The organism is Amycolatopsis sp. NPDC058986 (assembly GCF_042741125.1).
In the GTDB taxonomy this organism is placed as follows: Bacteria; Actinomycetota; Actinomycetes; order Mycobacteriales; family Pseudonocardiaceae; genus Amycolatopsis.
Genome location: NZ_JBHYJW010000007.1, coordinates 229,032 through 243,462, shown reverse-complemented (window position 1 = coordinate 243,462; position 14,431 = coordinate 229,032). Strand labels below are relative to the sequence as shown.

Below are 14,431 nucleotides of genomic sequence, written 5' to 3'. Positions count from 1 at the left end.
CCACCCCCCCGCGCCCCCCCCCCCCCCACCCCCCGCCGGGGCCCTAGGGGCCCCCCGCCGGCATGCCAACCTACCCGCCAGACCGCGCGGTTAGGGAGGCCTTCACGGCACGACATCCGGAAAGGGCGTGGTCAGCGACCGGAGCCGGACAACGCCACGCAACACCCACTGGGGTCCGGGGGCGCGCCCCCGGCGCGGGGTTTGGGGGCTCGGCCCCCAAGGACACCAGCACTCGGCGATGGTCCGCGCACTCCGCGGACACGGTCCGCCCAGACGAGTGCCCCCGACGGGGTTCGAACCCGCACTGGGTCGATTTTAAGTCGACTGCCTCTGCCAGTTGGGCTACGGGGGCACCGTCCAGCCTAGGCGATGCGCGTCAGCTCGCGGCGTCGGTCCGCCGAAACTCCAGCCAGCGTTTCCCGACCTGCCCCCAGACTTCCTGGTACTCCTCGAACTTGGCCCTGATCACGGCCGGGTCGAGTTCGGCGGGCGGCGTCGAGGCGATGTAGAAGGCGAGTTCGTCGCGGAGCCGGTAGAAGTGGAACTGGCCTTCCTCCATCAGCACCCACAGCGAGCGCCAGGCGAAGAACGGCTCCAGCGCGCCCACCACGGTGGTGACCGCGACCAGAGCGAAGGCGAAACCTGTCCAGCCGTTGAGGTTCTGCAACCCCAGGATGATCGTCGACGTCCCGGACAGGGCGAGCAGCAACACCCGGATCGCCACTGCCCGCCAGCGGAAACGGCGCTTACGGCTGTGCACGTGGCGGTTGTCCCGCTCGATCCGCTCCAGCACGTGCTGCGCGAGTTCGAGCGGGGTGAGCCCGGAACGAAGGGGGACAGCCGGGACGGACTGCCGAGAGGCCTTCACCTCTCGACAGTAGTCCCTGGCGCGTCAGGACTTCGAGACCCGCGCGAAGTCTTCCTTCGGGTTGTTGATCTGGCCCAGCGAGATGATCTCGCGGCGGAACAGGCCACCGAGCATCCAGTCGAAGAGGATGCGCACCCGGCGGTTCCAGGTCGGCATGGCCTTGAGGTGGTAGGCGCGGTGGAACAGCCACGCCGGGAAGCCCTTGATCTTCATGCCCATGGCGTCCGCGACGCCCTTGTGCAGGCCGAGGCTGGCCACGGCGCCGAGGTTCTTGTGGTAGTAGTCCTTCGGCTTGCCACCGCGGATGACCCGGATGATGTTCTTCGCCAGCACCCGCGCCTGGCGCACGGCGTGTTGCGCGTTCGGCGGGCACGTCGCGGTCGGGTCGGCCTCGGTACGCGAGAGGTCCGGCACGGCGGCGTTGTCGCCCGCGGTCCAGACGTCCGGGTGACCGACGACCTGCAGGCCCGCGGTCGCCTCGAGCCTGCCGCGCTTGTCCAGCGGCAGATCCGAGTTCGCCAGCACCGGGTTGGCCTTCACCCCGGCGGTCCAGATGATCGTGTCGGTGTCGAACTCGGTGCCGTCCGAAAGCACGACGTGCCCGTTCTCGAAGGACTTCGCCGCCGTCGACAGGTAGACCTCGATGCCGCGCTTCTCGAGCTGCTGCACCGTGTACACACCCAGCGTCTCGCGGACCTCGGGCAGGATGCGCCCGGCGGCCTCGACGAGCACCCAGCGAATGTCCTCGGGCTTGATGTTCGGGTAGTAGTTCGTGGCGAAGCGGGTCATGTCCTCCAGCTCCGCCAGCGCCTCGATGCCGGCGAACCCGCCGCCCACGACGGTGAACGTCAGCAAGCGCTTGCGCAGCTCGGGATCGAGCGTGCTGGCCGCCTCGTCCAGCTTCGTCATGACGTGGTTGCGGAGGTAGATCGCCTCACCGATGGTCTTGAAGGCGATACCCTCCTCGACCAGGCCGGGGATCGGCAGGACACGCGCGACAGCACCGAGCGCGACCACGAGGACGTCGTAGCCAAGCTGCTCGACGTGGCCGTCCGCGGCCTCGACCGTGACGGACTTCTGCGCCTGCTCGATCTTGGTGACCCGCGCGGTGAGCACGTGGCAGCGCTTGAGCACGCGCCGCAGCGGCACGACCACGTGTCGCGGCTCGATCGCGCCCGCCGCCGCCTCCGGCAGGAACGGGGCATAGGTCATGTGCGGCTGGGGGTCAACGACCGTCACGGACGCCTCATTGGCCCGAAGCATTTTCTGGAGGCCGTACGCGGTGTACAGCCCTACGTACCCACCACCGAGCACGAGGATCCGAGTCGGTTCCGACTTAGCAGCCATGCACCTATAGTCGCACTCACTCGCGGGTATCGCTCGGGGACCCCACCCGGCTGTGACCAGCGTCGCCACGTCTTCGGCACCGATTCAGAAGAGTCCCGCCACCTCGGCGGCCGAGGCCAGCACGTCACACACCATCGCGTGAGTCACCCGATGCGTCTGGACATTGCGGGGGGACACGTGATAACAGCCGAAAATTCGCAGGTCGTCGAGCTGGAGCACGGCACCGTGCCCGAAGGCCGGCCGCGGCGACGGCACCGGCCATCCGGCGTCCGCGAGCACCGGCATCAGCGCCTGCCAGCCGAACGCGCCGAGCACGACGATCGCGCGCAGGGCAGGCCGCAGCAGATCGAGTTCGGCCGCCAGCCACGGACGGCAGTTGTCCCGCTCGGCAGGGGTGGGCTTGTTCTCCGGCGGCGCGCAGCGGACCGGCGCGACCATCCGGGTCCCGATGAGTTCGAGCCCGTCGCCGATCTCGGTCGACGTCGGCTGCGAAGCCAGCCCGACCTCGTGCAACGCGCGGAACAGGAAGTCGCCGGACGGGTCACCGGTGAACATCCGCCCGGTGCGGTTCGCACCGTGTGCCGAGGGGGCCAGCCCGACGATCGCCAGCGCGGCGTCGGCGGGTCCGAACCCGGGGACCGGGCGGGCCCAGTACTCCTGATCGGCGTACGCGGGACGTTTCGTGACCGCGACCTGCTCGCGCCAGGCGACCAGCCGCGGGCAGGCGCGGCATCCGATCACCTCGGCGTCCAGTTCGGGCAGCGAGCGCGGACGGGTGTGCACCAGGTCACCATGCCACAGCGCCGCGACCGCCGAAGGTCGTGCTGTCGCGGCACTAAGTTGGTTCCATGGCGGAAACGACTTCTGAAGACACCACAGCCGACGCGGCAGAGCCGGCGGCCCCCGGGAAGCCCGCTCCCGAGCCGACGGACGACCTCGTCACGACCCACCACACGCTGACGGTGAAGCGGCGCAAGCTGGCCTACACCGCGCAAACCGGGCGGATCGTGCTGCGCAAGGAGGTCGTGACCGACGGTAAATCGGAGGGCCACAAGCCGAAGGCGGAGGTCTTCGTCACCGCCTACACGCTCGACGACGCCGACCCCGGCACGCGTCCGGTGACCTTCGCGTTCAACGGCGGCCCCGGCTCGTCCAGCATCTGGCTGCACCTCGGGTTGCTGGGCCCGCGGCGGGTGCTCTCCGGGGACGTCGACGATCCGGTGGCGCCGCCGTACGGGCTGGCCGACAACCCGGAAAGCCTGCTGGCGCACAGCGACCTCGTGTTCATCGACCCGGTCTCGACCGGTTACTCGCGCCCGTCCGACGGCGAGACGGCGAAGGACTTCCTCGGCTTCAAGGGCGACATCGAATCCGTCGGTGAGGTCATCCGGCTCTGGGTGTCGCGCAACGAACGCTGGCTGTCCCCCAAGTTCCTCGCCGGCGAGTCGTACGGCACGCTGCGCGCCGCCGGGCTGGCGGCGCACCTGCAGGAGCGGCACGGTCTCTACCTCAACGGGCTGCTGCTCATCTCCTCCGTGCTCGACATGGGGACCCTGCGGTTCACCGAGGGCAACGACCTGCCGTACTCGCTGTTCGTCCCCACCTACGCCGCGATCGCGCACTACCACGGCCTGCACGGCGACCGCCCGCTCGACGACGTGCTCGCCGACGCCGAGGACTTCGCCGCGAAGGAACTGCCGTGGGCACTCGCCCGCGGCGCCCGGTTGTCCACACAGGACCGGACGGAGGCCGTCGCCACCCTGGCTTCACTGACCGGACTCAGCGAGTCCTATGTGGACCGTGTCGGACTGCGTATCGAGCACGTGCGGTTCTTCACCGAGCTGCTGCGTGACCGCGGCCTGGTCGTCGGCCGGATGGACGGCCGGTTCACCACCTGGGAACCGGACGGCGGCCGCGAGCACGCCAGCGACGACCCGTCGGTCTCGCGGATCATCGGTGCCTACGCAGCCGGGTTCAACCACTACGTGCGCGCCGAACTCGGCTACCAGAACGACCTGCCGTACGAGATCCTCTCGATCGACACGTTCAAGGCGTGGTCCTATTCGGACTTCGAGGGCCGCTCGGTGTCCGTTGTGGACTCGCTCGGTTCGGCCATGCGCGCCAACCCACACCTGAAGGTCCACGTCGCCTTCGGCCACTACGACGGCGCCACCCCGCACTTCGCCGCCGAGCACGTGCTGGCCCGCCTGCAGATCCCGGAGGAACTACGGGAGAACATCGACACGGCGTACTACCCGGCGGGGCACATGATGTACGTCCACGAACCGACCCGGCTTCAGCAGTCGAAAGACCTGGCCAAGTTCGTCAAGAAGGCCTCGAACCGCGACTGAGTGGTCCCTCCTCTCCGTCCGGGGCTCATGCGCCCCAATGTGGCGTTCGGTGCGTCCGACGCACCCAATGCCACATTGGGGCGCTCGAGCCACCTACGGACGCACGAACTCGGCGCCGTGGGTGACGGCAGCGTAGGCGTCGACGGAGCCGTGGCCGTAGAAGCCGTTGAACGCCGGGTCACCGAGGCAGGTCGCGGTGAACGAGGCGTCGCGGCCCTCCTTGAGGTAGTCCACCGTCCGCGGCACCGGGCAGGCGATCTGCGACGCGGTGCCTTCGAGGACGCGCTTCACCGCGGCCGGGTCCATCCCGAAACCACCGCGCGAAGGCTTGCCGTAGCGCGAAACGATCAGCGCGGCGACCCCGGTCGCGTGCGGCGCCGCCATGGACGTGCCCTGCAGCCACTGGTAGTAGCCGACGCGGCCGTCAGCGGCGGTGTCCTTCTGGATGCCCGCGGTGACTCCCGCGGGGGTGATGTTCCCGGCGGCGTCGATGGTTCCGGCCGCCAAGCCGACATTCTTCGGATAGGTCGAGAGGATTTCGTTCTGCAGCGTGCGGAACCACGGGGTGCCGTAACCGTCGCGGAAGTATCCGCCGGGCGCGGACACCGAGATCCGCTCGGTGCCGTAGTTCGAGTAGTCCGCTTTGGCCTGTGTCGGGCCGAAAGAGCCGACGCCGATCGCGTTCGGGCCCTCGACCGGTAGCGAGAAGCAGCTCGCGTTGTCGACCTTGCGCGGATGCGTGCTGTTGCTCGGGAAGTCGGGGCTCGTGACGTCGTCGTGCGGCGCGGCGAGTTCGTCGTGCTGGTTGCCCAGCGCCACGACCTGGGTGACACCCTTGCCGTGCGCGTAGTTCATCGCGCGGGTCAGCGCTTCGATGATCGTCCGCTGCTCCGCCTGCTGCGCGGGGGTGTCGGCAGGGTTCGCGGTGCAGTTGTACAGCCACGGGTCGACGTAGAAGCTCATGTTGACGACGTCGATCCCGGCGTCGCCCGCGTAGGTGAGCGCGTCGACGGCGGGCTGGAGGAAGAAGAAGCCCGCGTCCTGGCCGGCGCGGATGTTCACCAGCGACACGTCGGGCGCGACCCCGGAGACGCCGAAGTCGTTCAGCGCGGCGCCGATGATGCCCGCGACGTGCGTGCCGTGCCCGTTGTCGTCGTGGTCGACCGGGTCGACGCAACCGCGGAACTCACACGGCCCGTCGACCACGGTTCCGTTGACGTCGCTGGGAATGTCCTTGGTGAAGTTCCGCGAGTCGGCCCTGTCGAAGTTCGGCGCGATGTCCGGGTGCGTCCCGTCGACACCGGTGTCGATAATGCCGACCTTTACCTTCTTACTGCCCTTCGTCACCGTGTGCGCCAGATCGGCGCGGACGGCTTTCTGGCCCCACAGCTGCTCGTCCAGCGGATCGGTCTTGACCGGGTTCGCGCGCCGCGCGGAGGCGGTGGGCGCGGCCTTGCCACTTCCCTGGCCTTCCTTCTCGACGGCGTCCGGCTTGGTCTTGGGGGCGCCGTCCTTGGGCGCCGAGCCGATCGGCTTCGCCTTCGCCGCGCCGAACACCGCGCGGTTTCCCGAAACCCGTTCGGTGAAGCCGTTCGCGGGCGCGCTGGCGGTGATCAGGCCGACCGCGGTGTTCGTCGAGACGATCGTGCCGCCCGCGTCGCGGACGGCCTGCTGCGCCGCCGCGACGCTCGACCAATCGCGTGCGAGCACGGTGAACTCGGTCGCCGGTCCGGAAAGCCGCGGCTGCGCCGAAGCAACCGGGGCGGCGAACACGGAAAGTGCGCCGCACAACGACATCGTGCAGGCGGCGGCGAGCAACCTGGGTCTTCTCTTCATCATTCCTCCTAGGGGACCACGGATTTCTGCTCCGCGAAGTGACACGCCGAGAGGTGGCCGTCGGTCCTGCCGATCAGCTCGGGTTCGTCGTTCGCGCACACGTCCTGCGCCTTCCAGCAGCGAGTGCGGAACCGGCAGCCGGACGGCGGATCCAGCGGGCTGGGCACGTCGCCCTCCAGCCGGATCACCTGCCGCTGCCCGCGTACCGCCGGATCGGCGACCGGAACCGCCGAGAGCAACGCCTGCGTGTAGGGATGCGACGGCCGCTCGTAGATCTCCTCCTCGGTGCCGATCTCGACGATCTTGCCGAGGTACATCACCGCGACCCTGCTGGACAGGTGCCGCACCACCGAAAGGTCGTGCGCGATGAACACATAGGACAGTCCGAACTCCTGCTGCAGCTCACCGAGGAGGTTCATCACCTGCGCCTGGATCGAAACGTCCAAAGCGGACACCGGCTCGTCGCAGATGATCACCTTGGGCCGCAGCGCGAGCGCCCGCGCGATCCCGATGCGCTGACGCTGGCCGCCGGAGAACTGGTGCGGGTACCGGTTGAGGTGTTCCGGGTTCAGCCCGACGACCTCGAGCAGCTCACGCACCTTGGCCGCACGCGAGCCCTTGGGCGCGACGTCCGGGTGGATCTCGAACGGCTCACCGACGATGTCGCCCACGGTCATCCGGGGGTTCAGCGAGGTGTACGGGTCCTGGAGGACAATCTGGATCTCGCGCCGCAGCCGCCGCAGCTCGGCGCCACGCATCGCGAAGATGTCCTTGCCCTCGAACGTCGCGGTCCCGGCCGTCGGCTCCTCCAGGCGCATCAGCACCTGGGCCAATGTGGACTTCCCACAGCCGGATTCCCCCACCACGCCAAGGGTTTCCCCTGGCATCAGATCGAACGAAACGCCGTCGACGGCCTTCACGTACCCGACGGTGCGCTTGATCAGCACCCCGACCCGTACCGGGAAGTGCTTGACCAGCGAGGTAACCCGCAGAATCGGCTCAGCCACGCGAACTCACCACCTCTTCGGCGAAATGGCAGGCGCTGGTCCTGCCGAAACCCAGGCTGTGCTTGGCGGGCAACTCGGTCGTGCACCGATCCTCGGCCCGCTTGCAGCGTGGGTGGAACGGGCAGCCCTCGGGAATCCTGAGCAGGCTCGGCGGCAGGCCTTTGATCGTTTCCAGCGTCTGTCCTTTGAGGTCGAGCCGGGGCAGGGAATCCATCAACGCCGCGGTGTACGGATGCCCCGGCGCGCGGAAGAGATCGCCGACGTCGGCGTGCTCGACGATGCGCCCGGCGTACATCACCGCGATCCGATCGGCGACCTCGGCCACCACCCCGAGGTCGTGGGTGATCAGGACCAGCCCCATCCGCCGCTCGGCCTGGATCTCCGCGAGCAGATCCATGATCTGCGCCTGCACGGTGACGTCCAGCGCGGTGGTCGGCTCGTCGGCGATCAGCAGGTCCGGATCGAGCGCCAGCGACATCGCGATCATCGCGCGCTGCCGCATCCCGCCGGAGAACTGGTGCGGATACTCCCGCACCCGCCGCGCCGCCGCGGGAATGCGCACGATGTCGAGCAGCTCCACCGCGCGCCGCCGAGCGTCCTTTCTGGACATTCCCAACCGGACACGCAGCTGTTCCTCGATCTGGAAACCCACGGTGAACACCGGATTCAGCGCGGACAACGCGTCTTGGAAGATCATCGCGATCTCCCCGCCGCGCACCTGCATACGCCGTTCCTCGGACGCGGTCAGCAGATTCTCGCCGCGGAACCGGATCGTACCCCCGGTGACCACGCCCGGCGGAGTGTCGAGAATGCCCATCACCGTCTGCGCGGTGACGCTCTTGCCGGATCCGGATTCGCCGAGCACGGCGAGGGTTTCCCCGGCGTGCACGGAATAGCTGACACCGTTGAGCACGTTCGCGACGCCCTCGGACGTCCGGAATTCGACGTGCAGGTCCTCGACTTCGAGCAACAGCTCGTTGTCCATCGCAGACGACATCGGGCTACCTCGACTTCGGATCGAGCGCGTCGCGGATCCCGTCACCGAGCATGACGAACGCGAGCACGGTGAACGTGACGAACGCACCGGGGAAGAGCAGCATGTGCGGGGCGTTGCGGAAGTAGTCCCTGGCGTCGCTGATCATCACGCCCCAGGACACCACCGGCGGCCGGACCCCGATACCGAGGTAGGCCAGTGTCGCCTCGGCCCCGATGAACGCGCCGAGCGCGATGGTCGCGTACACCAGCACCGGTGCGATCGTGTTCGGCAGCAGATGCCGGAAAATGATTCTCGGCGTGCTCGCTCCGAGCCCGCGCGCGGCCTTGACGTAGTCGAGCTGTTTGGCCACCAACGTCGCCGAACGCATGATGCGCATCGCCACCGGCCAGCTCAGCACCGCGATCGACACGACGACCTGGACGATGATGGTCACCGGCCCCGGATTGCTGCCCGGTGCGTTGAACGTGGTCAGGATGACGATCGCGCCCAGCACGAACGGCAGCCCGGCGAAGATGTCGCCGAACCGCGAAAGCACGGAGTCGATCAGCCGTCCGTAGTATCCCCCGATGATCCCGACGATCGATCCGATGAGGACGGTCAGCAGCGTCGAGAACACTCCGACGAGCAACGAGGCACGAGCGCCGTAGATCGTTCTCGCGTAGACGTCGTATCCCTGGTTGTCGTAACCGAACCAGGCGTCCGCGGACGGTCCTTCGTTGGCGTGGGCCAGATCGCTGAACCCGGCGGGACGAGAGCTGAACAGTCCCGGCGCGATCGCGATGAGCACCACGATCAGGATGATGATCGCGGAGATCACGAACGCCGGTTTGCGGCGCAGCTGCCGCCACGCGTCGCTCCACAGGCTGCGGGGCTTCTGTGGTCCGGTGGCGGAATCGTCCACACGGGACAGTTCGGCCGCGTCGGCTCCGCCGCCGCCGACGAGATTCGGGTCAGTCATAGCGGATCCTCGGGTCGAGAACGGCGTAGAGCAGGTCGACGATCAGGCTCATCAGCAGGTACACCAGCACCAGCAGGACGACGACACCGGTGACCGTCGCGCTTTCCCGGTTCTGGATGCCGCGGAAGACGAGCCCGCCGAGGCCGTTGATGTTGAACACGCCCTCGGTGACGATCGCGCCGCCCATCAACGTGCCGAGGTCGGTGCCGAGGAAGGTCAGCACCGGGATCACCGAGTTGCGCAACAGGTGCACCCCGACCACGCGGCCGCGGGGCTGGCCCTTGGCGATCGCGGTGCGGACGTAGTCGGCGTGCCGGTTCTCCGCGATCGAGGTTCTCGACAGCCGGGCGACATACGCCATGGAGAGACTGCCCAGCGCGATGCCCGGCACGATCAGTTCGCCCACCCCTGGATCGTCCGAGACGCTGACGTCGATGATGCCCAGCTCCGTGCCGAGCACGAGCTGCAGCACGATCGCGGTGACGAACACCGGCAGCGAGATCAGGAAGGTGGTCGACACCAGGACCAGGTTGTCGAGGAATCCCTTGCCGCGCAGGCCGGTCAGTACGCCCGCGGTGAGGCCGATGATCGCCTCGATCGCCACCGCGACGAGTGCCAGCCGCAGGGTGATCGGATAGGAGTTGCCGATCAGCTCGCCGACGGAATTGCCGTTGAAGGTTTCTCCCCAGTCGCCGGTGAACAGGCTCCCGAGGTATTTGAAGTACTGCACGAAGATGTTGTCGTCGAGATGGAACTTCTGGGTCATCATGGCTACGTATTCCGGCGGGCAGGCCCGCTGGCCGCATTTACCGGCGAACGGATCCCCCGGCACGGCCCACACCAGAACGTAGATGAGAAAAGTGGTTCCGAAGAACACCGGGATCAGCTGGAGCAGTCGTCGCAGAATGTACCGAGTCATGACTGGTTCCTCGTGCGCGCCGGGCCTCGTGCGCACCGTCCGCCGGAACGGGCGCGCGCACGAGGCCGTGAGTGGTGGGCGTGGTCAGCGCGTCACTTCTTGAGTACCTGGATCGAGGGATAGTCGGCCATCCGGCGGAAGTCGACCCCGGCGGTCTTGAGATTCTTGGACTTCGCCGCGACGCCCTTTTCGCTCCACACCGGAATTGACGGAAGGTCCTGGGCGATCAGATCCTCGGCCTGCTGGTACACCTTGATCGCGGCGTCCTTGTCGGCGGTCGAGTCGGCCTGTTCCAGGATCTTGTCCACGGCCGGGTTGGAGTAGGCCGAGTCGTTCGCCGAACCGTCGGTCCGGTAAAGCGGGTTGAGGAAGTCCTCGATGGACGGATAGTCCGCCGACCAGTCCGACCTGCCCATGCCGGTCAGTTTCCTGGCGTTCACCAGGCCGCGGAACTGACCGAAATCGGTGGCCGGGACGAAGTCGCACTGGACACCGAGCACATTGTGAATGCTGTTGCAGGCGGCGACCAGTGGTTCCTTGCGTCCACCGTCGGCGTTCGAGGCGATGGTCAGCTTCCCGGTGAAACCGGACTTCTGGAAGTACGTCTTGGCCTGCTCCGGATCGAAATGGCAGAACTTGCACACGCCCTGCCGGAAACCGGGGATCCCCGGTGAAACGTAGCCGTCCGCGGGCACGTAGACGTCGTGCATCACCGTCTTGGTGATCTCCTCGCGGTTGATGGCCAGTGAAATCGCCTTGCGCAGATCGGGACTGTTGTAACCCGGCACGTAGGACGGCACCGCGATCGCGTTGATGCCGAGCAGATGCCCGGTGATCAGGTTGTCCTTGAGATCGGCCTTGTACTTGTCCCCGGCAAGGGCCGACGGCGGCAGGGCTTCGACGAAGTCGAGCTTTCCGCTCAGCAGGTCCTGGTAGGCGGTCTCCTGACTGATGTAGATCTTGACGTTCAGGTTCTTGAAATGGACCTTGTCGTCGCCCTTGTAGTCGTCGAACCGGGTGAGCTTGATGTCCTGGTTCGGCGTACGCTCGACGAATTTCAGCGAGCCGTTGCCGATGGGGTGCCGCGCGAAGGCGTCGGGGTCCTTGAAGAACGAGTCGGGCAGCGGCGCGAACGCGGTGTACCCGACCTTGATGGCGAACACCGAGAACGGGCTGTTCAACGTCACCTGGAACTCGTAGTCGCCGAGTTCCTTCAGCCCGGACATCTTGTCGGTGGGCGCGGTCTTCCCCTTTTCGGGGTGGGCCTCCGAGTAGCCCTGGATGTTGTTGAAGAAGGCCGCGTTGAGCAGGTTGGCATGGACGGCGTAGTTCCACGCGTCGACGAAGTTGTGCGCCTTGACCTCGGTGCCGTCGTGGAACTTCCAGCCCTGTTTGATCTTGATGTCGTAGACCTTGGAGTCGGACGTGGTGATCGACTCCGCCATCAGGTTGTACGGCTGGGCGCTGTCGCCCTTGAAACCGACCAACGCGGCGAACATGGGCTGCAGCGCCTTGGTGCCGCCGAGGTCGTTGATGTTCGCCGGGATCAGCGTGTTCTCCGGCTCGGTGCCGTACACAGTCACGGTGCCATCCGGATCGACCTCCCCGGCACCGGCCTTCGACCCCGAGCCGCCACAGGCGGCCACCACCAATGCCAAGGTTGTCACCACCACGGTGGATGCCCAGAGCCTGCGCGAACGACGCATGTCCCCTCCAACTCGTGTGCCCGCCGGCGCGGGATCCCCGCACCGGCCCGAAAGGTGAGACGCACGTTAGCGGCGGGGTGAACCCGCTCACAGGACCAGCGTGTTGCAAATGGGTGACAGCGGTGGGGACCACCCGGTTAGAGCACAACGTTCGTAGGAAGATCGATAGGCCGAACAGACCAATAGGGACAGTTGGTCACCGCACGCTCACCGACCGCTCATCCGGTCCGGCGGGAAGGGTTTTTCCCTTTCAGGCAAGCGAAAGTGCTATTCCGTCCAGGATGTCGTGCTCGCTGACGATCAGCTCGTCCGGACCACCGCGGGCGGCCAGTTGCTCGGCCAGCGTCTGCACGATCACGGCGCCACCGCCGATCACGTCCACCCGGCCGGGGTGGATCACCGGGTTGGCCGCCCTGGTCGCGTGGTCGGCCGCGAGCAGTGTCCGGGTGAGACGGTCGATGTCGGCGTGCGAAAGCCGCGAAAGGTGCACTCGCTCGGTGTCGTACTCGGGCAGTTCCTGGGCGACCGCGGACAACGTCGTCACCGTCCCGGCGACACCGATCCAGGTCCTGGCACGCGAGACGTCGACGATCTCGAACGCCTCGGTGAGGATCTTCGCCGCGAGCGCGCGGGCCTCGGTGATCTCGTCGGCCGTCGGCGGGTCACCCTTGAGCGCACGCTCGGTGATCCGGACGCAGCCGATGTCGACGGACTTGGCGGCCAGCACCTCGGCCTCGCGGCCGTCCCACGTGCCGAGCACCAGCTCCGTGGAACCGCCGCCGACGTCGACAACGACGAACGGGCCGTCCTCGGGATCCTGCTCGCCCACCGCGCCGGTGAACGACAGCCGCGCCTCCTCGTCGCCGCTGATCACCTCGGCCTCGGTGCCGAGCACCTCGCGGGTCATCGCGAAGAACTCGTCCCGGTTGCTCGCGTCCCGCGTCGCCGACGTCGCGACCATGCGGACCTTCTCGACGCCCTTGCGGCGCGCGGCGATCGTGTAGTCGGCCAGCGCGGCCCTGGTGCGCTCCAGCGCCTCCGGGGCGAGCCTGCCGGTGGCGTCGACGCCTTGGCCGAGCCGGACGATCCGCATCTCGCGGTGCAGATCGCGCAGGTCGACCGTGCCGTCATGACGCGGGGTCAGCTCGGCGACGAGCAGGCGGATGGAGTTGGTCCCACAGTCGATCGCGGCAACACGAGGCATGACCCCACCCTAACCAGTCACGCCGCCGCGTTCCTGGTGGCGTCAGGGCTTCGTCGTTGTTCCCGAGGCCGGGGTCGTCGACGTGGGAGTGACCGTGACCGTGGCTCCGCACGTCGGAGGCGGCGGTGTGGGCGTGGCCGTCGGCGTCCCGGTGGCAGTCGTCGTCGGGGTCACGGTGATCGTCGTCGGGGGAAGACACGTCGTCGGCTGTGTGGGTGTTGTCGGCTTCGTCGGTGTGATCGGCGTCGTCGTGCCTGGCAACGTCGTCGGCGATGTCGACGGCGGCACCGAGGGCGAGCCGGGTGCCGACGGCGGGGCCGGAGGCTGCGGCACGGCGGGCGGCGGCGGGGCCGCGGCGGCGTTCGGCGCGCCGACCGGGATCTTGCTGTCCGGGGTCGGCAGCACGCCCTTCCGGTACGCCTCCGCCCACAGGATGACCGTGTTCACATACGTGTCGGAGTTGTTGTAGCGATGGATCGACGCGCTCAGCTGCTCGGGATTGGCGAGGTCGAGACCGCCGGAGCAGAGGTACCGGCCGGTCGCGAGCGAAGCGTCGTAGAGGTTGTTCGGATCGGCGACACCGTCACCGTTCCCGTCGGAGGCGTAGCCGAGCCAGGTCGCGGGAATGAACTGCATCGGGCCCACGGCGTGGTCCCACACCGGATCGCCGTCGTACTTGCCGCCGTCGGTGTCCGGAATCGCGGCGAAGCCGCCCGAGCCGTTGAGCTGCGGGCCGAGGATGCGCTCCAGCGTCGTGCCGTGCGCGTCGACGTAACCGCCGCGCGCGTGGTTCGACTCGATCCGGCCGATGCTCGCGATCAGTGCCCAGTCGATATGGCAGCGAGGCTGTTCCTTGCCGAGGATGTCGGCGGACTTCTTGTACGCGTCGAGCGCGGTGGCCGGGATGCCGAGCGGGCCGTTGGGGAGTTCGTAGGCGGGGAGCGGGAGCGGCACCGGCGAGTTCGGGAGGCTGCCGTCCACGGAAATCTGCAGAGCCAGGGGGTTACGCGGGTCGTACCCGTCGGTGAGCGCGACGTGCTTGGTCGGCACGACGTCCGACGCGGCGAGCCATGCGGTGACACCGGTGCCGGCGAGCACCGCGGGCACCACCCCGAGGACGCCACCGACGATGGCGAAGAGGGTCTTGTGCCGGGCGCGGAGTCGCGCCGATCTTCGCAGGGCGGCTCCGATCGCGGCCGGTCCTCGCAGACGCATACCCCTTGCCCCTCCCGGACGGA

12 protein-coding genes and 1 tRNA gene are annotated in these 14,431 nt (G+C 67.8%); 1 reads left to right on the top strand and 12 read right to left on the bottom strand.

The window, feature by feature from the left end:
* Positions 1-278 precede the first annotated feature (278 nt).
* The 4 genes from ACFW0G_RS09785 to ACFW0G_RS09770 form a co-directional block, all read right to left on the bottom strand.
* Positions 279-352, bottom strand: a tRNA-Leu gene (locus ACFW0G_RS09785).
* A gap of 24 nt (positions 353-376) precedes the next feature.
* Positions 377-868 (bottom strand): SLATT domain-containing protein, encoded by a 492-nt coding sequence (locus ACFW0G_RS09780; protein ID WP_378324506.1) that lies wholly within the window; start codon positions 866-868, stop codon positions 377-379.
* Positions 869-892: 24 nt separating this feature from the next.
* Positions 893-2,215, bottom strand: coding sequence for an NAD(P)/FAD-dependent oxidoreductase (locus tag ACFW0G_RS09775; protein ID WP_378324504.1), 1,323 nt, complete (start codon positions 2,213-2,215; stop codon positions 893-895).
* 84 nt (positions 2,216-2,299) lie between these two features.
* Complete coding sequence (locus ACFW0G_RS09770; protein ID WP_378324503.1) at positions 2,300-2,998, bottom strand: uracil-DNA glycosylase; 699 nt, start codon at positions 2,996-2,998, stop codon at positions 2,300-2,302.
* Positions 2,999-3,063: 65 nt separating this feature from the next.
* Between ACFW0G_RS09770 and ACFW0G_RS09765 the strand changes: the two genes are divergently transcribed.
* Positions 3,064-4,566 carry a S10 family peptidase gene (locus ACFW0G_RS09765; protein WP_378324502.1) on the top strand — a complete coding sequence of 501 codons (1,503 nt, stop codon included), beginning with the start codon at positions 3,064-3,066 and terminating at the stop codon, positions 4,564-4,566.
* 93 nt (positions 4,567-4,659) lie between these two features.
* Here the strand turns inward: ACFW0G_RS09765 and ACFW0G_RS09760 are convergent, their stop codons facing one another.
* The 8 genes from ACFW0G_RS09760 to ACFW0G_RS09725 all read right to left on the bottom strand — a co-directional run bounded on the left by ACFW0G_RS09760 (position 4,660) and on the right by ACFW0G_RS09725 (position 14,408).
* Positions 4,660-6,363, bottom strand: a complete 1,704-nt coding sequence (locus ACFW0G_RS09760) for a S8 family serine peptidase (protein WP_378324523.1) — start codon at positions 6,361-6,363, stop codon at positions 4,660-4,662.
* Between the two features lie 47 nt (positions 6,364-6,410).
* Entirely contained in the window at positions 6,411-7,409 is a 999-nt protein-coding gene (locus ACFW0G_RS09755; protein WP_378324501.1) for an ABC transporter ATP-binding protein, read from the bottom strand.
* Positions 7,402-8,394, bottom strand: a complete 993-nt coding sequence (locus ACFW0G_RS09750) for an ABC transporter ATP-binding protein (RefSeq protein ID WP_378324521.1) — start codon at positions 8,392-8,394, stop codon at positions 7,402-7,404. Before ACFW0G_RS09750 ends, ACFW0G_RS09755 begins: the two co-directional genes overlap by 8 nt.
* 16 nt (positions 8,395-8,410) lie before the next feature.
* Entirely contained in the window at positions 8,411-9,364 is a 954-nt protein-coding gene (locus ACFW0G_RS09745; protein WP_378324500.1) for an ABC transporter permease, read from the bottom strand.
* A complete protein-coding gene (locus ACFW0G_RS09740) occupies positions 9,357-10,283 on the bottom strand; it encodes an ABC transporter permease (RefSeq protein WP_378324498.1) in 927 nt (308 codons plus the stop codon). The genes ACFW0G_RS09745 and ACFW0G_RS09740 overlap by 8 nt, the downstream gene beginning before the upstream one ends.
* A 92-nt stretch (positions 10,284-10,375) precedes the next feature.
* Positions 10,376-11,989, bottom strand: a complete 1,614-nt coding sequence (locus tag ACFW0G_RS09735; RefSeq protein ID WP_378324497.1) for an ABC transporter substrate-binding protein — start codon at positions 11,987-11,989, stop codon at positions 10,376-10,378.
* Positions 11,990-12,239: 250 nt separating this feature from the next.
* The gene (locus ACFW0G_RS09730) at positions 12,240-13,193 is read right to left on the bottom strand and encodes an exopolyphosphatase (protein ID WP_378324496.1); all 954 of its coding nucleotides are present in this window, start codon (positions 13,191-13,193) and stop codon (positions 12,240-12,242) included.
* Between the two features lie 42 nt (positions 13,194-13,235).
* Complete coding sequence (locus ACFW0G_RS09725) at positions 13,236-14,408, bottom strand: lytic transglycosylase domain-containing protein (protein WP_378324495.1); 1,173 nt, start codon at positions 14,406-14,408, stop codon at positions 13,236-13,238.
* Positions 14,409-14,431: the final 23 nt, after the last annotated feature.